A 22,650-nucleotide genomic window follows, 5' to 3' on the forward strand; every position below is an offset into this window, starting at 1 on the left:
GGCTGCCCCCATAGCATAGAGCTTCAGGGCCAGCCCTTCGGGGCTTCATGTCAATCCCGTACTCTTCCTTGCTCCTTTTTGTCAGGCAATCAGCCTGCCTTCAAAGAGGTGCCTCGATTACGACATCGACGTGAAGCCTGAGCTAAGCTGCATTATTCAGAGGTGTCCTACCTGTCAATGCCTAAAAACAGGTGAAATATAGCCCTGCATTCATTAAACTAGCGGGTTTTTACAGGGGCCCGCTATGCAAGCCGAAGAAATCAAAGCGCTGATCGAATCTCAACTATCTGAGTGCCAAGCTGCCGTGGAAGTGCAGGGTAGTCATATCGCTCTGGCTATCGTTAGTCCAGACTTTGAGGGGCTAACTAAGGTAAAGCGTCAGCAAAAGGTCAACGCCATCTTATTTGATGCCATTACCAGTGGTGCCATTCATGCGATTGATCGCATTGATGCCCGCTCCCCATCAGAAATTTAAGCCTAGTCCTAAATTGGCTAGACCTAAGAAGTTTTGCAGGTACACAAGCCTGTACCTGAGAGTTTGGACGCACTATGGATAAATTAATCGTAAAACACAGTGAACCGCTAGATGGTGATATTCGCATCAGCGGCGCCAAAAACGCTGGCTTGCCGATTCTAGCTGCTACTTTGCTAGCTGATGGGCCGATGCATATTTGTAATCTGCCTCATCTGAATGACATTACCACCATGCTGGCTTTATTGCGCTGCATGGGGGTGGGGGTAACCATCGATGAGAAGATGTGTGTCGAAGTAGATCCAAATTCCATTACAGACTACACCGCGCCTTATGACCTGGTAAAAACCATGCGCGCCTCGATCTTGGTGTTGGGTCCAATTTTAGCGCGCCATGGGGTGGCCAATGTGTCATTCCCTGGTGGTTGTGCTATTGGTAGCCGCCCCGTCGATATTCATTTGCGCGGCTTAGAAGCCATGGGCGCAGAGATTGAAGTCAGTGATGGCTATATTCGCGCTCGCAGTAATGGCCGATTAAAAGGTGCCCATATTTTTATGGATACTGTGACCGTAGGCGGTACCGAAAACCTTTTGATGGCGGCTGTGTTGGCTGACGGTAAAACTGTCTTGGAAAACGCCGCGCGTGAGCCTGAAGTTGTCGATTTGGCTAACTGCCTAATTGCCATGGGTGCCGATATTGAAGGTGTTGGCAGTGACACATTGGTTATTCACGGTAAAGAGCGCCTGAATGGTTGCACCTTCCATGTAATGCCTGACCGCATCGAAACCGGTACATTCCTGGTTGCGGCTGCAGCTAGCCGTGGTCGTGTAAAGCTACGTGATACCCGCGCAGACATTCTTGAGTCGGTACTGTTGAAGCTCGAAGAAGCTGGTGCTCACTTAAGCACCGGCGATGATTGGATCAGTATAGACATGAAGGGTAATCGCCCGAAAGCGGTCAACCTTCGAACGGCGCCTTACCCTGCATTCCCTACCGATATGCAAGCTCAGTTCACTGCAATGAATGCGGTAGCCGAGGGTACAGGTACCGTTGTTGAAACCATTTTTGAAAACCGCTTAATTCAAGTTCATGAATTGAATCGCATGGGCGCGGATATCAAGCTAGAAGGTAATACAGCTATCGTGACCGGTGTGGAACGCTTAAAAGGTGCGCCAGTTATGGCTACTGATCTACGAGCATCCGCCAGTTTGGTGATTGCGGGTCTAGTTGCCACAGGGGAGACTCTGATCGATCGAATTTATCATATCGATCGTGGTTACGAATGTATTGAGGAAAAACTGCAACAGTTGGGCGCCAATATCAGGCGAGTACCTGACTGATCTTGGCCGGATAGCCGGCCAGGGCAACCATAGCAAGCAAGATAAAAATTATGTTAACCATAGCCCTGACCAAAGGTCGTATTTTAAAAGAAACTCTGCCGCTGCTGGCAAGTGCTGGTATTGAACCAGCGGAAGATATTGCGAGCAGCCGTAAACTGCAATTTGCGACCAACCAAGAAGATGTTCGCCTATTGGTGCTGCGTGGTGTCGATGTGCCCACTTATGTGCAATTTGGCTCCGCCGATCTTGGCGTCGCTGGGAAAGATACCTTGATGGAATCTGGCAGTGACAACCTCTACGAACCTCTCGATTTAGGTATCGCGCGCTGTCGACTAATGACAGCAGGCATCAAAGGTGTACCCCCTAAGCAAGGGCGTATCAAAGTTGCTAGCAAATATGTCAATGTGGCAAAGCGCTATTACGCTGAGCAAGGCCGCCAAGTAGATATCATCAAACTCTATGGCGGCATGGAGCTGGCACCATTGATGGATCTGGCCGATGAAATTGTCGATATCGTTGATACTGGTAATACTCTAGTAGCTAACGGCTTAGAAGCTCGCGATCATATTGCCGATATCAGTTCTCGGATCATTGTGAATAAAGCCTCAATGAAAATGAAGCATCAAAAGATCGAAGCGATTTTGGATGCTATCTCTGAAGTTTTATAAACGAAGCGAAAGTCGTTTTTAAATCTTGAAGCCCGGCTTTATCAGGTCGTATTTTTAGTATTATTTGATAGTTCAGCTGGACGGGAATGTTTCTATTGCTCCAAGTTGCTTGGGGCTGCCTGCAAAAAAGACGAATTTATCATGAGCTGTGCCATTGCAAAACTAGACGCGAATAGCGCTGATTTCGAAAGTGCATTAAATACTTTGTTGGCTTGGGATTCGGTTTCTGACCCCAAGGTGAATCAAACCGTTGACGAAATTATCTCCGCAGTGAAGGCTGATGGCGATAAAGCGGTGCTTCACTTTACGGAAAAGTTTGACGGTATGTTGCTGAGTCATTTTGATGAATTGCGAGTACCAAAGCAGCGCCTGCAACAGGCCCTTGAGACAATTGATCCAGTGCAGCGCGAAGCTTTAGAGCAAGCAGCTGAGCGAATTCGAGCTTACCATCTGCATCAGCGCCAGGATTCTTGGCAGTATCGTGAAGCGGATGGCACATTACTGGGGCAGCAAATTACCCCCTTAGATCGCGTCGGTCTTTATGTCCCTGGCGGCAAAGCCAGTTACCCTTCTTCGGTTTTGATGAATGCTATCCCAGCTAAAGTTGCCGGTGTGCCCGAGCTGATTATGGTGACTCCAACGCCGGGTGGCGAAGCCAATGATATGGTTTTGGCTGCAGCCGCTATTGCGGGTGTCGATGAGGTGATTTGCATGGGTGGTGCTCAAGCAGTTGCTGCTTTAGCCTATGGAACTGAAAGTTTAGCGAAAGTTGATAAGATTACTGGCCCTGGCAACATTTTTGTTGCGACCGCAAAGCGAGCCGTATTCGGCCAAGTAGCGATCGACATGATTGCTGGGCCTTCCGAGATTTTGGTTTATTGTGATGGCGCAACAGATCCTGATTGGATTGCTATGGATTTGTTTTCCCAGGCTGAACACGATGAGCAGGCTCAGGCTATTCTGATTTCCGAAAGCGAAGAGTTTATTGCTAAAGTACAAGCTAGCATTGATCGATTATTGCCGGACCTTGAGCGTGAAGCTATCGCTCGAGCATCACTCGAAGGGCGCGGTGCTTTAATTAAAGTAGCTGATCGCCAGCAAGCTTTAGATCTAATTAATCGCATTGCGCCGGAGCATTTAGAATTATCTGTTGAAGATCCTGAGCTTTTATTGCCTGAAATTCGCCACGCTGGCGCTATCTTTATGGGACGTTATACAGCTGAGGCCCTTGGTGATTATTGTGCTGGGCCAAATCACGTTTTACCAACCTCGGGTACAGCACGTTTCTCATCGCCTTTAGGTGTTTACGATTTTCAAAAACGTAGCTCTTTAATTATGTGTTCTGCCCAAGGTGCTTCAGACCTTGGTAAGATTGCTTCGCCTTTAGCGCGCGGTGAATCACTAGAAGCTCACGCTAGATCAGCTGAGTATCGAATCCTGCCAGAAGATTAACGACTCTATTGAAAGCGACTTGTTGGACTTGACGATGAGTCGTTTCTCAGTGATTTACGAGCAGAATATAGAATGTCAGCTTTCTATTAGAAATTGGCGATAATTTTCGACGAAATTTCGACTATAGTTGAAGGGTCTGGATAATCTTACTCGAGGCCCGTCCTAATGAAATTTAATATTCAAAGTATTCTGATCTCCTCTTTCGCACTTGCCGGTATTTTTTCTTCTATTTTTCTCTCTACTATTACGCTTAGTTCTACGGCTTACGCACAGGCTTCCGAAGTTGAAAGGCTGAGCTGGGATGGCGAGGAAAACGTTGAGCTTTTCTGGCAGCGCTACCTTACTTCCAAAGGCGGTATAACATGGGAGCGTTCAAGTGAGTACCCTGATTATGACAAGGTTAAAGAAGGTGATACCTTTATGGTTGAGCTGAAGCAAGGTCCTTGTTTGATGGAATTTTTTCATGGCCGTTGGCGCCGGGCGAATGATGTTTGGCGCTGGGGAGAGTCCATGAATGAATACGCTGCTTGTCCCTATGTTTTTGATTAGCGGCCTTGATGTTTAGCTTTCCGTACAACTTGCTCGCGGCGGCTGCGTTGCGAGCGACACTCTTTCAGATTGTTTCTTGCTTTAATAGACTGAGTTTGAGCAACTGGTCTTAGATTGGGTGTATACCTTAAATTTATTAATCTATTAGTAAAAGTAACTCTTAAATCAATATATGTTTGCCATTATATGATTATCCCTCTGTGATAATTACGTTAGTTTTGCTCCCTACACTACACTTGTCTTCATCATAAAAGCCCTTTGGCTGTGATGGCGAATCTTTATCACAATGTTAATAGACAAAAGTAGAGAGAAAGCTCATGAGTCAACATCAACGCCTATTATGCGGTGCCGGTCTAGCTGTAGCCGCCGCTGGACTTGCCGCCTGTGGTTCTGCCCAAACTACTGCTCAGCCAGCTGTAGCTGCTGAAAAAACCGATCTTATCCACTGTTATGGTATCAATGTATGTAAGGGCCATAATGACTGTAAAACTGCTAGTAATGCTTGTGCTGGTCACGGTTCTTGTAAGGCTGAAGGTTTTGTTGCAATGCCGACCAAATCTTGTAAAGACGCTGGCGGCAAAGTAAGTCGTGAGTGGGTTGGTGAAATCGCTCGTGCTGATTTAATTCACTGCTACGGTGTGAATATCTGTAAGGGCCACAACGATTGCAAAACCAAAGAAAATGCTTGTGCGGGCCATGCGACTTGTAAAGGCACTGGCTTCATCGAAGCGCCAGCCAAATCTTGTAAGGATGTTGGCGGTACTGTCGGTAAGTAAGTGCTGCGAGCCTCGCCTATTGGCGGGGCTTGGTTTTGAGTTTATTGATTGACGGCTTGGGGAAGCTGAAATGGAAGGGCAAATAAAAGCGGTAAACGACGATTATCTTGGCTTTGGATTAGGCCTGCGAACAGATCATTTTGAAGAGGTTTTGCAGACAAATCCTAAAGTCGATTGGTTTGAAGTGATTTCTGAGAATTTCATGGTAGCCGGTGGCAAGCCGCGTTATTACTTGCAACAGGTACGCGAGCGCTATCCTATTGTGATGCATGGCGTGTCTATGTCCTTGGGGTCGACTGATCCTTTGGATATGGATTATTTAAAGCGTTTGAAGTCCTTAGTTGATGAAGTTCAACCTGCTTGGATATCGGACCATCTGTGTTGGTCGCAGCTCGGTGGTGTAAACAGCCATGATTTGTTGCCGATGCCCTATACCGAAGAAGCGTTGAAACATATCGTTGGAAATATTAAACAGGCGCAAGATTTTTTAGGGCGTCAAATGTTAATTGAAAATGTTTCTAGCTACATTAGCTATCGCGAATCGGCAATGACAGAGTGGGAGTTTTATTCGGCCGTGGTTGAGGAAGCGGACTGTTTGATGCTGCTGGATATTAATAATATTTACGTCAGCGCTCGTAATCATCACTTTGATGCAGAGCAATATTTGGCGGCTATTAATCCGCAGCGTGTTCGCCAAATGCACCTAGCAGGGCATAGCGATTACGGTGATTATATTATCGATACCCATGATCATCCGGTAGTCGATTCAGTTTGGCAGTTGTACGCCAAAGCGATTGAACGCTTTGGGCCAGTAAGTACAATGATTGAACGTGATGATGACATTCCGGCTTTGTCCGAACTTATTGAAGAATTAAATCAGGCTCGCCAAATTAGCGCTGAGACTCTAGCTGGACTTGCTATCGGGAGTCTTGCAGATGGCTAATTTGCAAGAGCGGCAAGCTCAGATGATGGCCTTTTTATTGGCAGGTGATGATCGAATTGTTGAGCATATTAGTAGCACTGAGTTAGTTGATGGCAATCAACGCTTGGCAATTTACAGTAACGGTTATCGTTTACGTTTGAAAGAAACCTTGGCCGTTGATCACGATATTTTAGCGAGTTATATGGGAGATGAAGCTTTTGATGAGCTGTGTAATAAGTTTGTTGAATCTTGCCCGTCTCACAATAAATCACTACGGCATTTTGCTGAAACGCTGCCGGAGTTTTTAGTAGAGCATTATGCTCAATATCCGCAATTGGCAGAACTGGCCCTGTTTGAAAGACGTTTGCTGTTTAGTTTTGATGCTGCCGATGCAGAGCCTTTGGCCAATGATTTTTTACAAAAGTTAGCGCCTGAAGATTGGCCTATATGTCGTTTTAGTTGGCATCCATCATTGCAGATATTTGACTGCCAATACAATGTGGTTCCTATTTGGCAGGAGCTAAAACAAGAACAAGCACCACCGGCTCCCCTAGAGCAGCGCAGCCGCTGGGCTATTTGGCGAAACGCCGAGCGGTTAACCCAGTTTACGTCCCTAATGGGAGTGGAAATTGCGTTGCTGCAATCACTGGCTAATGGTGACAACTTGAGCCATGCTTGTGAGCAATTACTGAATTATTTATCCGAAGAGGAAATTCCTAGCTTCTTACACAGTCGGCTGCAAAGTTACATCAGTAACGGCATGCTGTGCTTAGTTTAGGAATCGAAAGGATAAGTCCAGCGTTATAACGTTAATAAAATCTCGGCGGTGCAAGTCTCAATGTGAGCTTCCGCCCAAATATTGAGGATTGAGTTATGTCTCTAGTTGCAAATGTCAGTGCGCTCTACTACCGCACCGTGGATGCCTTTGCGCATATTGATGGCCTGCCGGCCTTATTATTGCGAGTGTATTTGGCGCCAATTTTTATTACGGCTGGTCTGCATAAGATTAATCATATTGAGGATATTATTTCCTGGTTTGGCAACCCAGATTGGGGCTTGGGTTTACCAGCACCAGAGTTAATGGCTTACTTGGCGGCTTATACTGAGTTCCTTGGTGGTTTTGCGTTGTTATTGGGCTTAGCAACACGTCTAGTGGCGATTCCTTTGATGGTGACGATGTTAGTCGCCGCACTGACGGCACACTGGGATAATGGCTGGTTTGCTATTGCATCTAGTGGACAAGAGACCAGTATTGCCTATGTGCTTGAAATGATAGGTTTTCCGGGTGCCAAAGAGAGTTTAGAAAACAGCTTAGAAGTGGCTACTCGTTTAGGTCGAGCAAAGGAAATCCTTGAAGAAAACGGCAATTATAGCTGGTTAAGTGGCAAGGGTAGCTTTGTAGTATTGAACAACGGTATCGAGTTTGCCGCGACTTATTTCATCATGCTGTTGAGTTTATTCTTCACTGGCGGTGGTCGTTATGTCAGTGCCGATCACTATCTAGCAAAGGTTTTCCCTAAACCTCAGAGCTAGAGTCCAGCTAATTGGTGATAAAGAGGGTCAATTGACCCTCTTTAAACCTACATTCTTTAGGGAACAATTCAACGACAGTCGTGTTATACTCCGCCGATTATTTTATCCACAATAGGGCTGTATTTTGATCGGCAGGTTGTTTAAGCGAAAATCCGCTGCCCCTGAGGCAGAAAAAACCAAGTCTTCTCAGCAGGAAAAGACCTCTAAACCCAATAAGGCTAATGCGCCAACTGGGCAAAACTCTGCTGACAAAAAAGCTGATCCTAAAAAGCCACGCAATCGCCGCCGCAAGCCCAAAGCTAAAAAGCCAGCCGCTCCTTGGGATATCAGTCAATTCCAGGTTGAGCCTGTCGATGGCAAAACCCGCTTTCATGACTTAAACCTGCATAACGATTTGATCCATGGTATTGCTGATCTTGGCTTTGAGTATTGCTCGCCTATTCAAGCTCAGTCCTTGCCTCACAGCCTAGATGGCCACGATGTGGTTGGTAAAGCTCAAACCGGTACCGGTAAAACAGCGGCATTCTTACTGACTATTATTGATGACGTGCTTCGTAATCCTTTAGAAGGTGAGCGCTTTGCTGGGGAAGCTCGAGCGTTGGTTATCGCACCCACGCGTGAGTTGGTTATTCAAATTGCAGATGATGCCAAGGAGTTGGTAAAACATACTGACTTACAGGTTCACACCTTGGTTGGCGGAATGGATTACGGCAAACAACAGCGTAAACTGGAAGATTCTTATGTGGATATTCTTGTCGCGACTCCCGGGCGCTTGCTAGATTTTTGCGGCAATCGAGATGTGCATTTAGATCAACTTGAAATTATGGTAATTGATGAAGCTGATCGCATGTTGGACATGGGTTTTATCCCGCAGGTGCGTCGTATTATTCGTCAAACACCTAAGAAAACTCATCGCCAAACCTTGTTGTTTTCAGCAACCTTTACCCAAGACGTGTTGAATTTGGCTGAGCAATGGACGATCGATCCTGTAATGATCGAGATTGAACCTGAGTCGGTTGCTACCGACACTGTCACTCAGAAAGTCTTTATGCTGGCGACAGAAGAAAAGTACACCTTGCTGTATAACGTATTGAAGCAAGATGATGTCGAAAGTTTGATTGTATTTGCTAATCGTCGCGATCAATGTAGACGTTTGCACGAGAAGTTAGAAGCTCATGGCTTCAAGGTTGGTATCTTATCGGGAGATGTACCCCAGAATAAGCGAGTGAAGACCTTAGAAGGGTTTAAAACTGGCCAGTTAAATGTTTTGGTTGCAACCGATGTTGCTGGTCGTGGTATTCATATTGACGGCATTAGTCATGTGGTGAACTACACCTTGCCGGAAGAACCCGAGGATTATGTGCACCGTATTGGCCGTACAGGTCGTGCGGGGCGCTCAGGTACGTCGATCAGCTTGGCCTGTGAAGATGATGCTTTACGTTTGGAGCCAATCGAGACTCTTTTGGGCGACAAGTTAAAGTGTGAAGTACCCCCAGAAAATCTATTGTTGGAGCATCCTCCGCTACCTGCTCGAAAGCGCCAGCCTAATCAATCCCAAGGCCGTGGCCGTTCTGGTGGTGGAAGGTCTGGAGGCGGAAGATCCGGGGGCGGAAATCGCCGAAACTAGCTGACTCTCATCAGCAATCGCTCACTCGAGCCATAAAAAACCAGCTATTTAGCTGGTTTTTTATTTAATAAGGTATCGAATCAATCTTTATCACTGTGCTCGGCAATTGCTCTAAACAGGGCTAGGGTTTTTGGCAGAGAGTCGTAGTTATCTTCAGTGTAGTGCGGGTTTCCTGAAAGTTTAACAATGACCAATTCTCGCTCTCTATCGATATAGATATATTGATCGTAAATACCGACAGCCATAAAAACACTTGGATGCTTATCCGTTTCTGGTGGCAGCCACCATTGATAGCCATAACCCCAGTTATCCAGGCTACGCTCATCTTTTTTAGGCTTTAGGTGATCGGCATCCATAGTCAACGATTCTTTCATCCATTGAGCGGGAATAATTTGCTTACCATTGTGTTGTCCGTTCTGCATGGCCAGCTGGCCAAAGCGTGCGTAATCTCTTAGAACAGCATTCAAACCGCCAAGAGCCATTTCCATATTATGGCTATCGGTAACCCAGTAAGCATCGTTTTCGGCGCCCATCGGCTGCCACAACTTTTCTTGCATATAGTCGCTGATGCTACGGCCAGTTGCTTCCCTTAAGATCATCCCCAGAACTTGGGTGTCGATGCTGACGTAAAGTCGGCGAGTGCCAGGTTTAACTTCGTTTTCTAAGCTGGCAGCAAATTCATCGAAACTTCCCCCTAGCGCCAAAATACGACCAAAGCGATTAATGTCTGAGTTTAAGTCGGCGTAATCTTCATTGAAGGCGACCCCTGAAGACATTTGCAAGATATCTTTAATTCGCACACCTTCGTATCCGCTACCTTTAAGGATAGGGAGATAATCGTCAGCGTTTTTATAGATGTCTATCTTGCCTTCAGAAACAGCAATTCCGAATAGGGCTGAAATAAAAGACTTAGCGACAGAAAAAGAAATATGGCGATCGTTTTCGGTTTCACCACGAAAGTAATTTTCGTAGCGAACGCCACCATGCTGCATCACCAATAGGCTACCAGTGTGGGTATAGTCTATATAGTCAGCTGTGTTTAGTGCTTGGTCATAGTAATTAAAGGATTCAGGCAAGCTTAATGGCTCGCCTTTGTGGAGCTGCCATGTCTGCTTAGCAGCTTTAACATTGCTGGAAGCATAATGCTGATCAGAGTTGCGCATGTTTTCGACAATATTGGCTTTGTCGAATAAGGTCAGTCCATGGTAGACCCGTTGAATTTCAACTCTAAAGAAGATGACACTTAAAATCAAAATGGCGAGCAGGCCCAGTAGCAGTTTGCTGCTGCTAAAGCCTTTTTGCGATAAGGGCATTTGTTAGGTTCCTTGTGCTTAGATCTTTATTGCTATGTTGCTCTATTGTAACGCTATGACAATAGGGCCCAATAGCGCTCGTATCACAATCTACTAGGGCCTGTTAACACTAATGGCTATCTAGGTTGTTGCTAATGAATCACCTACTATAAATAGCTCTGGGCTTGTCAGCTATATGACAGTCATTGTAGCCACACTAGAGTAATCTGTGATCCGCTGAAATAAACATTACTGAGGCCAAATATGACCACTGTTGTTGAAATTAACGATCTTAAAGAAATGGCTCGCCGACGCGTACCTAAAATGTTCTTTGAGTACGCTGACTCTGGCTCTTGGACTGAGTCGACTTATCGAGCCAATGAAGCAGATTTCAACAAAGTCTATCTACGTCAGCGTGTTGCTGTGAATATGAGTGATCGCAGTTTAGCCACTAAGATGTTGGGCCAAGATGTCAGCATGCCAATTGCTTTAGCACCAACCGGTCTATGTGGCATGCAGTATGCTGATGGTGAGATTCTGGCGGCCCAGGCCGCTGAGGAAGCTGGAGTGCCTTTTACTCTGTCTACCATGAGCATCTGTTCTTTGGAGGCCGTTGCGGCGGCTACCAAAAAGCCATTTTGGTTTCAGCTTTATGTCATGCGTGATCGTGGCTTTGTGGGGGATCTCATTGACCGGGCAAAAGCAGTAGGGTGTTCAGCCTTGATGCTCACTCTAGACCTACAAATACTAGGGCAGCGCCACAATGATATTCGCAATGGCTTGGGTACTTTTGGGCCAAAACAAATACTGCAGCTAATCTCTAAGCCTCGTTGGTGTACGGGGATGGCTAAAAGCCAACATAAGGGCTTTGGCAATATTATGGGTCATGTGAAGGAAATCGCTGACAATGCATCACTCTCTGAGTGGGTTGCCGGCCAGTTTGACCCGGATCTTTCTTGGGATGACATTGCTTGGATAAAAGAGCGCTGGGGCGGGCCTTTGATTCTAAAGGGGGTGCTAGATAAAGACGATGCGAAACGCTGTGTAGACGTAGGTGGCGACGCCTTGGTGGTCTCGAATCATGGTGGCCGTCAACTTGATGGGGCTCGCTCTTCGATTCGTGTTTTACCAGAAATTGTTGATGCAGTTGGCGATGATATCGAAGTGCAATTTGATGGTGGTATTCGCAGTGGCCAAGATGCCTTGAAAGCTATGTGTTTAGGGGCAAAAGGTACTTATATTGGTCGCCCTTTCTTGTACGGATTAGGGGCGATGGGCAAAGCTGGGGTCACAAAGACCTTAGATATAATGCGTGCCGAAATGGACACCACTATGGCCCTATGTGGCGAACGCCAGCTTACTAATATGGGGCCGCATAATCTTGATGGTGTCGAGTTTTAACGCGGCGCACGAGCCAGAAAATACACCGGTACAATCAATAAAGTAAACAGCAGTGCACTTAAGGCAAAGGTATCTTGGAAGGCTAAGGTGGCTGCTTGTCGATAAAATTCCTGACCCATAATAGCGCTGGCCAATTCTATTTGCTGTAGATAATCAATGCCTTGTTGTTGAAGATAGGGCATGATTTGCTGCACTGCGAAAACCGATTGCTGATTGCCTTCGTTTTGCTCCGCTAAGATATGCCCCATATGAAAACTGCTGCGCCGCTCGAGATAAATCGCGCAGAGATTGACCCCTAAAGCCCCACCAAACTGACGAATAAAATTACTCGCACCAGACCCTTGGCTGAGCTTATCCATGGGTAAGTGCTTAAACGATGCTACTGTCAGTGGCGGCATGATAAAGCCCATACCAATACGGCCAATAATGACCCACCAAGTAAAGATAATAAAAGGCGTTCGAAAATCCGCGGCGGCGGTAAGCCAGCAGGAGTAGGCAAATAAGAAGATGCCGAAAGCAATCAAAAAGCGCGGTGAGATTTTGTCTGCCAAACGCCCTGCAATTGGTAGCGAGATGCCCAGCATAATGCCGCCAGGTAGTAGCACTAAGCCGGCCTCAGTTGCACTTAGGCCTTGGATATTTTGTAAAAATAAGGGCGCAAGATAAAAGCTACTATAAAGGCCTGCACCAAATACGGCAGCGACAATAGCCGCGGGTATAAAACCCTGATAACTGAATAGGCTGAGATCTAATAAAGGCTTGCTGGCATGTTTTTGGCGATAGATAAATAAGTAACTAAAAATAAAAAACAGTGCATAGCAAATCAGCGAGAAGTCTGAGCTCCAGCCTTTACTTTGGCCTTTACTTAAAGCCAGTAAGAGAACAAAAATGCCGGCACTTAGTGCGCTTAAAGCGATTAAGTCCAGCTTGGCAATCGGTCCGCTCGCTTCTCGCTCCGGCATAAATTGTAAGGTCAGTAGTGCGCCTGCAATAGCCAGTGGCAGTGGTAAGAAAAATGCCATGCGCCAATTAAAAGCATCTACTAACAGGCCGCCAAGGTAGGGGCCTAGTGCTGGCGCCATCACCACAATAATGCCAAAAAGACCCATTGCCGTGCCTTGCTTTTCAGGGGGGAAAACCCTGCTCATCACATAAGTCGCCAGTGGCATAAATATGCCGCTGGCGGCACCTTGGATAATTCTTGATGTAATCAATAACTCAATATTGCTGCTAACAGCACCCAGAATCGAGCTGGCCGAAAATAACGCGAGCGCTGCAATGACGGTTCGGCGAATACCTAGGGATTCGATTAGCCAGGCCGTAATCAACATGGTGATGGTTGATGCCGCCAAATAGCCAGAGGAAATCCATTGCGCGGTACTTTGGGTGATACCAAATGCGCCCATGATGGGAGGAATAGCGACGTTTACACTGGTACTACTCATGGCCGTGGTGATAGCACCAATGCCGATAGTTATTACGGCAAGCCAGCGATAGTTCTCGCCATAATGCGCAAATAACGATTCAAAGTCCTTGCTGTGATTAGAGGTCACGAGTATCGATTTCTACTTCTACCATCATTCCTGGTTTTAGCAGGCCTTCTTCTTGCTCTATCGCTAGGCGCAAGCTTAATCGCTGAGTAACTTTGGTGAAATTGCCACTCGGGTTGGGGTTGGGCAATAGGGCGAATTGGCTGCTGGTGGCATGATCAATACGCTCGACGATGGCCGTAAAGTTTTTGTCTGGATAAGCATCTACCGATACCGAGGCCTTGTCGCCAACACTGATATGACGTACCTGGGTTTCTTTAATATTAGCCTTGATCCAAATATCGTTAGGGTCATGCAGCATCAGTAAGCGTCGGCCCGCTGGCATAAACTCGCCTGCGTGAACAAAGGTTTTATCCACTACGGCAGTTGTTAAAGGGCTATAAATTTTACGATCGTTTAAGGCAATCTCGGTATTGTGTTTCTCAACCTGCAGCAGTTCCAGTTCACGCTCTAAAATAGCCAGTGTTTTGGTTTGAATTTCGCGCTCCTGCAAAGCTGCTTTGGCCTGCGACATGGCGGATTCCAACTGATGTAATTGTGCCTCGGCTTCATCGTAAGCATGGCGGGATTTTGAATGTTCTAGCTGAGCATCTTCCCAGACTTGGGCGCTAATTAACTTTTTTTGCCACATGCTTTTTGAACGCTCAAAGTTCGATTGCGCTGCTGATACGACCGATGCTGCTTTCTTTAAGCTGGCTTGATTGCGCTCTACGGCAGCGACGCTGGCGGCATATTGATTATCGACGTTACTGCCCACTAGTTGTAACTGAGCACGAGCACGTTCGATGCTGAGCTGTTGATTGGCAATTTTTAATTCGATGGTTTTTAAAGACAGCTCTGTTTGTCTTGAATCCATCTGAATCAGCAGTGTATCTCTGTCGACGGTTTGACCGCTGTTCACCGGCATTTCCACGATCCAGCCAGGAACTCGACTCGATAGCGAAACAATATTACTGGCGATATGGGCATCATCAAGATATACCGTGTAGCTGCGCTTATACAGCCATTGGCCTATTAAGATTAAAGCGATTAGGCTGCTAGCAATAATTAAAGGGCGTTTTTTATTGGCGGATAACTTCTGCTTTGATTCGCTCATGGTGGACTCGCTCATAGTACTCTCAACGACCCCTTTGCATATTGAGTTTCATATGATTTAGGTTTTGTGAAAGCTGCATGCGCCTGACTTTACTTAAGCCTTCCAGTGCTTGTTGGGCTAACTCTTCTGTTAACTTGTCGATATCCGGTAACAGGGCGATGGCTTTCTCGGTAGCATAGACAAGGCGTCGTCGGCCATCGCTTGGGTCTGGGCGGCGCTCGATGAGATCAGCACTTTCCATCTTATCGATAATGGTGCCAAGGGGGGCTTTTTCCATGCCTAGGTTTTCGGCAAGCTCGGTTTGGCTTTGGCCGTCTTGGCGTGATAAGCGGATGAGAATGCGTGATTGAGAGCGGCTTAACTCAAAGCCTTGCAGGCGTAGGCGACGATTAAACTCATTAGTCATAATGCGGGTTAAATCGTTAATCAACCAACAAAGTTCCTGTTCACCTTCCTCTTCAATACTGATGCCCATTTGGTGATGTTGCATGTATTGCCGCTCTCCCTGTAAGGCTAGAAATCTGAATAGCCTTCTGCCAAATTAATACCGATGTCACCTTGGTAACATATGTTACTAATTTGTTCGGCTTTTACACTGGTATAAATTGCCTAAATAAGGGCTAAGGTCGACGGCTTTGCGCTTTTTCGTCAATTGAACCGCTTAAACATAGACTTATAATTTGATTCAGAAAAGTAGATACACATAAATAAAACAATGGAGCCGGTGATGACGGACGATATTCAGATCAAATTGGAAGGGCGCAGCCTGCACATCGTAATGGACCGCCCCAAGCGTAAAAATGCGCTGACTATGGCGATGTATACCGCTATGGCAGATGCTATCAATAACGCTGTAGAAAACGACGAGGTTCGTAATATCGTGCTTCGTGGTGAAGCCGACTGCTTTACCAGTGGAAATGACCTTGAAGATTTTATGAAGAACCCACCCCAGGGTGACGATAGCCCAGTGGCGACCTTTATGCGCAATCTTTATAACTGCCCGAAGCCGGTTTTGGCAGCGGTTGATGGCGATGCGGTTGGTATCGGCACCACGATGTTGTTGCACTGCGATTTGGTTTATGCCGCGAACACTGCTCGTTTGCAGATGCCTTTTGTGAGCCTAGGTTTGTGCCCTGAGTATGCTTCAAGTTATGTCTTGCCGCGTATTTGTGGACATGTAAAAGCCTCAGAGCTGCTTTTGTTTGGGGAACCTTTTGATGCCCAAACCGCTAAGGAGTGCGGTATTGTCAATGAAGTTGTTGGCTCATCGGAGCTGCTCGCATTGGTCACAGAGAAGGCCAATAAGCTTGCTAAACAACCACCGGCCGCAATTCGAGCGACCAAGCAGTTATTGCGAGCTCCTCGCCGCCAAGAAGGTGCCGATGTAATGGATGAAGAGATGGTGCTGTTTAGTAAGGGCTTAGAGGGCAAGGAGTTTATGGAAGCTGTAACCGCGTTCTTCGAAAAGAGGGCGCCAGATTTTTCCAGCTTCAATTAATTTGGAAAATAGGGGGCTGGAATCTATCCGGCCCCTAAATATCTTCTTTTAGACGCTTTTTAAAGCGATTAGGCGGCTATTAAGCGGTCGTAACGCTTGCTCAGTAAGTCATAAAACTTTTCGCGCTGGGTCGCGACATCTTGCTTCATGCTGACAATATCGGGTTCCTTAATATCCTGACGCCCCACGAAGACTTCTTTGCGAAAGTGCGCAATCTTGGCGCCATAGAGACGTAAGCTTCGCTCCATCAACTTCTCGCCTAGCATCAAAAGCCTAGTTTCAGCATCGGCGAGCTTTTTAAACTCTTTGATCAAATCAGCATTAACTTGAGATAGCTCTTCGCGTCGCCCCTGTGGCCATTGATCGCCAAAACGGTATGACTCTATGACCAATGCTGAATACTTAGCAAAGATATGATTCACCTGGCCGACATCGGTGGAGATGGCTTCCAATATGTCTACCCGGCGGTCACCGTTCTCGAGTTTATCTTGATATACATCTTTTTGACGCATGACCACCCAGGTACTCACGCCAGCAATAATGGCGCCTAGGGCGATATTGATAGAAGATTCCAGCATTGGCCAGTAGTTTAAGCTTTCCATGGTGCGTAGCTCGGTGTCGATCGGTTGACGGAAAAAGAATACTTAGCAAGTACTAAGCACTCTTTGTGCCAACTGTGAGCTTTCGTGGCGCTAAGCCCTTAGGCGTGCGCAAGAATTAATGGAATTTCGGAATTTGCCCTTTGCGCAGAGGGTCTAGCAGGTATTCCAAACCATTGAGCTTGATTTGGTACAGCAAGGCCAACTGCCGACCGAGCTTATTGTCAGGAAAGCCACCTTTGGAGTGCATCCAAACTAAATAGGGCTCTGGTAGGTCGGCCAGTAGACGGCCTTGGTATTTGCCATAAGGCATTTGCTGCTGGACCAACTCCAGCAGCATGCGAGGGTCTAGATCTTCCACTGTCGCCAGTTTTCCTTGCTTGGACTAGTTGTCTTTACTGGGTATCGTTAGGCGCAGTAGATGTATCTTGCGGCTATCAGAGTAGAGAACCTTGAAAACATAGCCCTGAATCTCGACCTGCTCATTACGGCTGGGTAGGTGACCAAAGGCCTGCATTACGATGCCGCCAATGGTATCGAACTCATCTTCACTGAAGCCAGATTCAAACTGCTCATTGAATTCTTCAATAGGCGTCAAGGCTTTGACAATGTAATCGCTGTCAGAGACCTGACGAATTGAGGCTTCTTCTTCCTCTTCATCGGTCTCATCTTCGATTTCGCCCACAATTTCTTCGAGTAGGTCTTCAATCGTAACTAGGCCGGCGATACCACCATACTCGTCGATAACCATGGCCATATGGTAGCGATTTTCACGAAACTCGCGCAGTAACACGTTTAAACGCTTGCTCTCCGGGATAACGACCGCAGGGCGGATGATTTTACTGAGATCGAAGTCTTCGGTGCCACCGAGTATAAGAGGTAGCAGGTCTTTGGCTAGTAGGATGCCTTTGATATCGTCAATGGATTCCCCAATCACAGGGAAGCGGGAATGACCAGATTCAATCACTTTCGGGAGTAGCTCAGCTGGGCTGTCTTCAATATTGAGTACCACCATCTGTGGACGGGGAATCAATACTTCGCGAACCTGCTGGTCAGCTACATCCAGAGCCCCCTCAATAATGCTCAGGGCTTCTTCATCCAAGAGCTCGCGCTCGGCGGCTTCCTTGATGATGGCCAGCAGCTCCTCACGGGAGTTTGGCTCACTGGAAAAATTACTAAAAAAGCGATCTAACCAAGATCTCTCTTGGCCATTAGACTGGCTACTCGACGGGTCTTCGCTCATGGCGAATTAGGCTCCTCTATTTTTGGGGGCGACTATTCTAGCACTGCATTTCATAGAAAAACCATGATTTTACTTGGGCTGCACTAGTTGCTTTCGTCTGGGTAGGGCTCGGCGTAGCCAAGCCCAGTAATTAAACGGCTTTCCAAGGCTTCCATCTCTTCGGCCTCAGCATCTTCTATATGGTCGAAACCCAGCAAATGCAAGCATCCATGGATGGCCATATGGGCCCAGTGGGCCTCCAGTGACTTGTTCTGCTCCTGAGCTTCCTGCTCTACGACGCTGGCACAAATGACCAAATCACCCAAAAGTGGAATGTCCACTTCAGGAGGAAGATCGGCTGGAAAAGATAGAACATTAGTGGGCTTATCTTTATCTCGGTACTGCTTGTTTAAAGCTTGGCTTTCGTCCCTATCGACAATGCGAATGCTGAGTTCGGCCTCATCACGCAAGCCGATTAGGGCAGCACTTATCCATCGAGTAAAGTCGGCTTCCCCTGGGTTGTCTCCGTTCGATACATCCTCAAGGTCGACATGCAGCGCTGTCACTTGTCGCTATTCTCTTGCTGCACATCGAAGTCATCGTAGGCTTCGACGATGCGTTGCACTAGGGGATGACGTACCACATCTTTGGAATTGAAAAAGGTAAAGCTGATACCGTCAACACCTTCTAACACTTCAATAGCATGACGCAAGCCTGAAGCAATACCGCGAGGTAAATCGATCTGGCTTGGGTCGCCATTAATAACCGCAGTAGAACCAAAGCCAATTCGAGTTAGGAACATCTTCATTTGTTCGCGTGTGGTATTTTGGCTTTCATCCAGAATAACAAAGGCATTGTTCAAGGTTCGGCCGCGCATATAAGCTAGCGGGGCGACTTCAATTACGTTGCGCTCGATGAGTTTGTCGACGGTTTCAAAACCCAACATCTCATAAAGCGCGTCATATAGTGGGCGCAAGTATGGATCCACTTTTTGTGATAGATCACCTGGCAAGAAACCGAGTTTTTCACCGGCCTCTACGGCAGGTCGTACCAATAAAATACGTTCAATCTCATCTTTAAGAAGAGCTTCCACAGCGCAAGCAACCGCCAAATAGGTTTTACCTGTACCCGCTGGGCCAATACCAAAATTAATATCATTGGTCTGTACAGCGCGAACGTATTTTTGTTGATTTTTACCTCTGGGTTTAACCGTACATTTTTTAGTGCGGATTAAGGTAAGTGGCATTTCAACTTTGCTGCTGTTCTGTTCGGCAACGGGAGCTTCTGACATATGTTCTTCTACGCTGTTGTCTTGTAAGGCGAGGTGAATTTCATCTGGGGTTAATTCTTCTTTTTCGGTAATACGGTAAAGCTGCTGCAAAATTTTTGCGGCGGCATGGGCTTTACCCTGTTGACCGATAAAACTGAATTGATTGCCGCGGTTTCTAATTTCGATCCCTAAGCGCTCTTCTATTTGACGCAGGTGTCGGTCGAATTGGCCGTTAAGGTTAGCCAAGCGGCGGCTGTCGGCAGGCTCTAAAGCAATACGATGGCTGGCATCGGCTTTAGAGTTCTTGTTCCGAGTGTCTTTCTGCTTATTGTGTTTAGCAGTCTTTGTCTCGGTTTGTTTGCTGGTGGTACTGTCCAAAAGTGTTTCTATTCTCGCGGTGTCTGTTGATGGCTCCAGCTTACTGCAAAAGCCTAATAGGCGAAATATCGCTTATGTCCTAAAAAGTACGCTGTTATTGCGCTTGTTTATTAGCCCAGCGTGAAAGCAGAGCTAATACCGTTCAATGAGTTAACGGCCTTATAATATAGACGATACTTATGGTCTAAATGTGACAATAAGGCGAATCTCTAAGCTTCGTCTAACTCGCTGCTGATTAAAGTGCCGCGCAAAGAGTTTGGCAAAGCTTCTTCAATAAGAATATCGGCAAACTTACCGATCAGCTCGGCTTGTTCGCAGCGGAAGTTCACCACGCGGTTGTTCTCGGTACGGCCGGCCAATTGACCTGGGTCTTTCTTTGAGTAACCACTAACCAACACGCGCTCTACATTGCCCACCATTTTGCGGCTGATATCCATAGCTTGCTGGTTGATGCGATCCTGCAGGATTCTCAAACGCTGCTTTTTAACAGACTCATCGGTGTCGTCCGCTAAGTCTGCCGCGGGTGTTCCCGGGCGCGCGCTATAAATAAAGGAAAATGACATATCGAAATTCATATCGCCAATTAACTTCATGGTAGCTTCAAAATCTTGCTCGGTTTCACCTGGGAATCCAATAATAAAATCAGAAGAGAAGCAAATGTCGGGGCGAATGGCTTTTAGGCGACGCAATTTAGATTTGTACTCGATACAAGTGTGGCCACGCTTCATGGCCATTAAAATACGATCTGAGCCGCTTTGCACAGGTAGGTGTATATGACTAACCAGTTCCGGTACTTCGCCATATACATCAATTAAACTGTCTGAGAACTCAACCGGGTGAGAAGTGGTAAAGCGGATACGATCAATGCCATCGACCGCGGCGACATAGGTGATTAATTCCGCTAAATCGACAATGTCGCCAGCGCTGTTGTCACCGCGGTAAGCGTTAACGTTTTGGCCTAGCAGATTAATTTCACGTACGCCTTGGGCCGCCAATGCGGCGACTTCCGCCATCACGTCCTGCACGGGGCGGCTAACTTCCTCGCCACGAGTGTAAGGCACAACGCAGAAGGTACAGTATTTAGAGCAACCTTCCATAATCGATACAAAGGCGCTAACCCCGTCGGCTTCTGGGGTTGGTAAGTTATCGAACTTTTCAATTTCAGGGAAACTGATATCAACCACCACCGCGCCGTTATCGGTTTTGTGGGTTTCCATCATTTCTGGCAGACGGTGCAAAGTCTGCGGACCAAAAATCAGGTCAACATGGGGGGCGCGTTTAGCAATTGCATCACCTTCTTGGCTGGCCACACAGCCGCCAACACCAATGATCAGATCTGGGTTTTTATCTTTGTACTTTTTCCAGCGCCCTAGCTGATGGTAAAGCTTGTCTTGGGCCTTCTCACGAATAGAGCAAGTGTTTACCAGTAACACATCGGCTTCAGCTGGATCCTCGGTGGTCTCCATCTGGTGGCTATCACCTAATAGGTCACGCATACGAGCTGAGTCATATTCATTCATTTGGCAGCCATGGGTCTGAATAAACAGTTTTTTCACGCTGCTTTCGGCCGATTCTGTTGGGCTGACTGGGTTTGACTCGCTGGCTGACATATTACTCTCAATTGCTTAAAAAACGCGCTAATTCGCGGGCGGAGCATTATAGCGGCAGAGAGGGTGAATGCCCAGTACCTAATTTGCCTCAAAGGCGCTTGTATTCTGAGCTTTCGCCCCCATTTAAGAGGCCATAGCCCAAGGGCAAATCCCCTATTTTTTATGCCTCTATATTACCGAGGCCGTTATTTGAGAACGTTATGGCTGAGCAGTCTTTTTATAAAGTGATTTTTTACAACCAGAGCCAAGTGTACGAAGTGTATGCCAAGGCGATTTACCAAAGCGAAATGTATGGCTTTATCGAAGTTGAAGAGTTCGTTTTTGGTGAGCGCAGCCAGCTTTTGGTTGATCCAGGCGAAGAAAAGCTCAAAAACGAGTTTGCCGCTGTCAAGCGTTCCTTTATTCCAATGCAGGCCATTATTCGTATCGACGAGGTTGAGCAGCAGGGCACGGGTAAGGTCAGTGATATTAGCCCAAGCGATAAGATTGCTCAGTTCCCTGGAATGCCCAGCAAGCCGAGCCCTGCGGAGTAAATATGGCCGGGCTGCTGAATTATCGCATTGATGGTGATGATGGAAATGAGGGTAAGAGTAAAGAGACCGTGGTATTGATCCACGGTTTATTCGGTTCTCTGGAAAACTTAGGTGCTATCGCTCGGGCTTTGCAAGAAGACTATCGCGTAATATCCGTTGATTTGCCTAACCATGGTCGATCGCCCTGGGTGCCAGAGAGCGAAATGAGTTTGCCTGCCATGGCTGCACAGCTATTAGCGCTATTAGATCAGCTAGCTGTAAAGCGCTGTGCCTTATTGGGGCATTCCTTAGGTGGTAAGGTTGCGATGGAGTTGGCGATGGCAGCGCCCGAGCGTATAACGCGCTTGATTGCTGCAGATATAGCTCCAGTCCAATACCAGCGCCGTCATGATGGCATCTTCGCGGCCCTGCGGGCCTTGCCATTAGATAATTTGAGTGGGCGCCGAGAGGCCGATCAATTTCTACAAGATAAAATTGAGGAAGCCGGGGTTAGGCAGTTTTTACTCAAGAGTCTGTACAAAAACGAACATGGTCGGTATCAGTGGCGAATGAATTTGGAAGGCTTGTATCAGGCTTACAATGAATTTGTAGCCGCTCCTAGCCATAAGCGCTACCAAGGGCCCAGCTTGTTCATCAAGGGTGAGCTTTCCGACTATGTTTTGGAAGAGCACCGTGAGGCAGTAACCTCGCGCTTCCCCAATGTGCAACTTAAAGTTATGCAGGGCTGCACTCATTGGCTGCATGCCCAAAAGCCAGAAACCTTTGCTCGCCTGTGCCTTAAATTTCTCGCCGGTTGAACAGCGTAAAATCCTGTGGGCTGTGTAAACCGGCCCTTTGGCACCTATTTCCTTTTCGTTAAAAA

At 46.9% G+C, this 22,650-nt stretch carries 24 protein-coding genes; 14 read left to right on the forward strand and 10 right to left on the reverse strand.

The genetic code is table 11. The features are described from left to right. Positions 1–244: 244 nt before the first annotated feature. From Q1A08_RS10680 to rhlB, 10 genes are all read left to right on the forward strand, one after another. Positions 245–475, forward strand: coding sequence for a BolA/IbaG family iron-sulfur metabolism protein (locus tag Q1A08_RS10680; protein WP_299772657.1), 231 nt, complete (start codon positions 245–247; stop codon positions 473–475). A gap of 74 nt (positions 476–549) precedes the next feature. Continuing rightward, a complete protein-coding gene (murA, locus tag Q1A08_RS10685; RefSeq protein ID WP_299772659.1) occupies positions 550–1,812 on the forward strand; it encodes a UDP-N-acetylglucosamine 1-carboxyvinyltransferase in 1,263 nt (420 codons plus the stop codon). Between the two features lie 50 nt (positions 1,813–1,862). Next, on the forward strand, positions 1,863–2,480 hold the full coding sequence (gene hisG / locus Q1A08_RS10690) for an ATP phosphoribosyltransferase (RefSeq protein ID WP_299772661.1): 618 nt from the start codon (positions 1,863–1,865) through the stop codon (positions 2,478–2,480). A gap of 141 nt (positions 2,481–2,621) precedes the next feature. Beyond that, complete coding sequence (gene hisD / locus Q1A08_RS10695; protein WP_299772663.1) at positions 2,622–3,932, forward strand: histidinol dehydrogenase; 1,311 nt, start codon at positions 2,622–2,624, stop codon at positions 3,930–3,932. 165 nt (positions 3,933–4,097) lie between these two features. Next, positions 4,098–4,481 carry a hypothetical protein gene (locus Q1A08_RS10700; RefSeq protein ID WP_299772665.1) on the forward strand — a complete coding sequence of 128 codons (384 nt, stop codon included), beginning with the start codon at positions 4,098–4,100 and terminating at the stop codon, positions 4,479–4,481. A gap of 317 nt (positions 4,482–4,798) precedes the next feature. Then, entirely contained in the window at positions 4,799–5,257 is a 459-nt protein-coding gene (locus Q1A08_RS10705) for a hypothetical protein (RefSeq protein ID WP_299772667.1), read from the forward strand. A 70-nt stretch (positions 5,258–5,327) separates the two neighbouring features. Continuing rightward, positions 5,328–6,200, forward strand: a complete 873-nt coding sequence (locus tag Q1A08_RS10710; protein WP_299772669.1) for a DUF692 domain-containing protein — start codon at positions 5,328–5,330, stop codon at positions 6,198–6,200. Next, positions 6,193–6,957, forward strand: a complete 765-nt coding sequence (locus tag Q1A08_RS10715) for a DNA-binding domain-containing protein (protein WP_299772670.1) — start codon at positions 6,193–6,195, stop codon at positions 6,955–6,957. The genes Q1A08_RS10710 and Q1A08_RS10715 overlap by 8 nt, the downstream gene beginning before the upstream one ends. Positions 6,958–7,052: 95 nt before the next feature. Beyond that, positions 7,053–7,712: a DoxX family protein gene (locus tag Q1A08_RS10720; protein ID WP_299772672.1), complete on the forward strand. Its 660-nt coding sequence runs from the start codon at positions 7,053–7,055 to the stop codon at positions 7,710–7,712. 124 nt (positions 7,713–7,836) lie between these two features. Continuing rightward, positions 7,837–9,339 carry an ATP-dependent RNA helicase RhlB gene (gene rhlB / locus Q1A08_RS10725; protein WP_299772674.1) on the forward strand — a complete coding sequence of 501 codons (1,503 nt, stop codon included), beginning with the start codon at positions 7,837–7,839 and terminating at the stop codon, positions 9,337–9,339. Positions 9,340–9,419: 80 nt separating this feature from the next. Here rhlB and Q1A08_RS10730 read toward each other — a convergent pair whose 3' ends face one another. Beyond that, positions 9,420–10,652, reverse strand: a complete 1,233-nt coding sequence (locus tag Q1A08_RS10730; protein WP_299772675.1) for a serine hydrolase — start codon at positions 10,650–10,652, stop codon at positions 9,420–9,422. 243 nt (positions 10,653–10,895) lie between these two features. Between Q1A08_RS10730 and Q1A08_RS10735 the strand changes: the two genes are divergently transcribed. Then, on the forward strand, positions 10,896–12,032 hold the full coding sequence (locus Q1A08_RS10735; RefSeq protein WP_299772677.1) for an alpha-hydroxy acid oxidase: 1,137 nt from the start codon (positions 10,896–10,898) through the stop codon (positions 12,030–12,032). On the opposite strand, the gene Q1A08_RS10740 is transcribed toward Q1A08_RS10735, so the two are convergent. The 3 genes from Q1A08_RS10740 to Q1A08_RS10750 are packed head-to-tail and all read right to left on the reverse strand — an operon-like array spanning position 12,029 to position 15,168. Continuing rightward, positions 12,029–13,585: a DHA2 family efflux MFS transporter permease subunit gene (locus Q1A08_RS10740; protein WP_299772679.1), complete on the reverse strand. Its 1,557-nt coding sequence runs from the start codon at positions 13,583–13,585 to the stop codon at positions 12,029–12,031. The two genes, Q1A08_RS10735 and Q1A08_RS10740, sit on opposite strands and share 4 nt — an antisense overlap. Next, entirely contained in the window at positions 13,575–14,678 is a 1,104-nt protein-coding gene (locus Q1A08_RS10745) for an HlyD family secretion protein (RefSeq protein ID WP_299772681.1), read from the reverse strand. The genes Q1A08_RS10740 and Q1A08_RS10745 overlap by 11 nt, the downstream gene beginning before the upstream one ends. A 22-nt stretch (positions 14,679–14,700) precedes the next feature. Then, complete coding sequence (locus Q1A08_RS10750) at positions 14,701–15,168, reverse strand: MarR family transcriptional regulator (protein ID WP_299772683.1); 468 nt, start codon at positions 15,166–15,168, stop codon at positions 14,701–14,703. A gap of 237 nt (positions 15,169–15,405) precedes the next feature. On the opposite strand from Q1A08_RS10750, the gene Q1A08_RS10755 reads away from it, so the two are divergent. Continuing rightward, on the forward strand, positions 15,406–16,176 hold the full coding sequence (locus Q1A08_RS10755; RefSeq protein WP_299772685.1) for an enoyl-CoA hydratase: 771 nt from the start codon (positions 15,406–15,408) through the stop codon (positions 16,174–16,176). Between the two features lie 68 nt (positions 16,177–16,244). On the opposite strand, the gene Q1A08_RS10760 is transcribed toward Q1A08_RS10755, so the two are convergent. The 6 genes from Q1A08_RS10760 to miaB form a co-directional block, all read right to left on the reverse strand. Next, positions 16,245–16,778, reverse strand: a complete 534-nt coding sequence (locus Q1A08_RS10760) for an energy transducer TonB (protein ID WP_299772687.1) — start codon at positions 16,776–16,778, stop codon at positions 16,245–16,247. Between the two features lie 115 nt (positions 16,779–16,893). Further along, positions 16,894–17,115 carry a DUF3820 family protein gene (locus Q1A08_RS10765; protein ID WP_299773161.1) on the reverse strand — a complete coding sequence of 74 codons (222 nt, stop codon included), beginning with the start codon at positions 17,113–17,115 and terminating at the stop codon, positions 16,894–16,896. Positions 17,116–17,160: 45 nt separating this feature from the next. Next, a complete protein-coding gene (locus tag Q1A08_RS10770; RefSeq protein ID WP_299772689.1) occupies positions 17,161–18,018 on the reverse strand; it encodes a transporter associated domain-containing protein in 858 nt (285 codons plus the stop codon). 83 nt (positions 18,019–18,101) lie between these two features. After that, on the reverse strand, positions 18,102–18,554 hold the full coding sequence (gene ybeY / locus Q1A08_RS10775) for an rRNA maturation RNase YbeY (protein ID WP_299773163.1): 453 nt from the start codon (positions 18,552–18,554) through the stop codon (positions 18,102–18,104). Between the two features lie 5 nt (positions 18,555–18,559). Next, positions 18,560–19,543: a PhoH family protein gene (locus Q1A08_RS10780; protein ID WP_299773165.1), complete on the reverse strand. Its 984-nt coding sequence runs from the start codon at positions 19,541–19,543 to the stop codon at positions 18,560–18,562. Between the two features lie 311 nt (positions 19,544–19,854). Beyond that, positions 19,855–21,255 carry a tRNA (N6-isopentenyl adenosine(37)-C2)-methylthiotransferase MiaB gene (gene miaB / locus Q1A08_RS10785; protein WP_299772691.1) on the reverse strand — a complete coding sequence of 467 codons (1,401 nt, stop codon included), beginning with the start codon at positions 21,253–21,255 and terminating at the stop codon, positions 19,855–19,857. 200 nt (positions 21,256–21,455) lie between these two features. Between miaB and Q1A08_RS10790 the strand changes: the two genes are divergently transcribed. After that, positions 21,456–21,788, forward strand: coding sequence for a DUF1820 family protein (locus Q1A08_RS10790; RefSeq protein ID WP_299772693.1), 333 nt, complete (start codon positions 21,456–21,458; stop codon positions 21,786–21,788). A gap of 2 nt (positions 21,789–21,790) precedes the next feature. Then, positions 21,791–22,585: an alpha/beta fold hydrolase gene (locus tag Q1A08_RS10795; RefSeq protein WP_299772695.1), complete on the forward strand. Its 795-nt coding sequence runs from the start codon at positions 21,791–21,793 to the stop codon at positions 22,583–22,585. Positions 22,586–22,650: the final 65 nt, after the last annotated feature.

Source organism: uncultured Pseudoteredinibacter sp., assembly GCF_947500695.1.
GTDB lineage: Bacteria > Pseudomonadota > Gammaproteobacteria > Pseudomonadales > Cellvibrionaceae > Pseudoteredinibacter.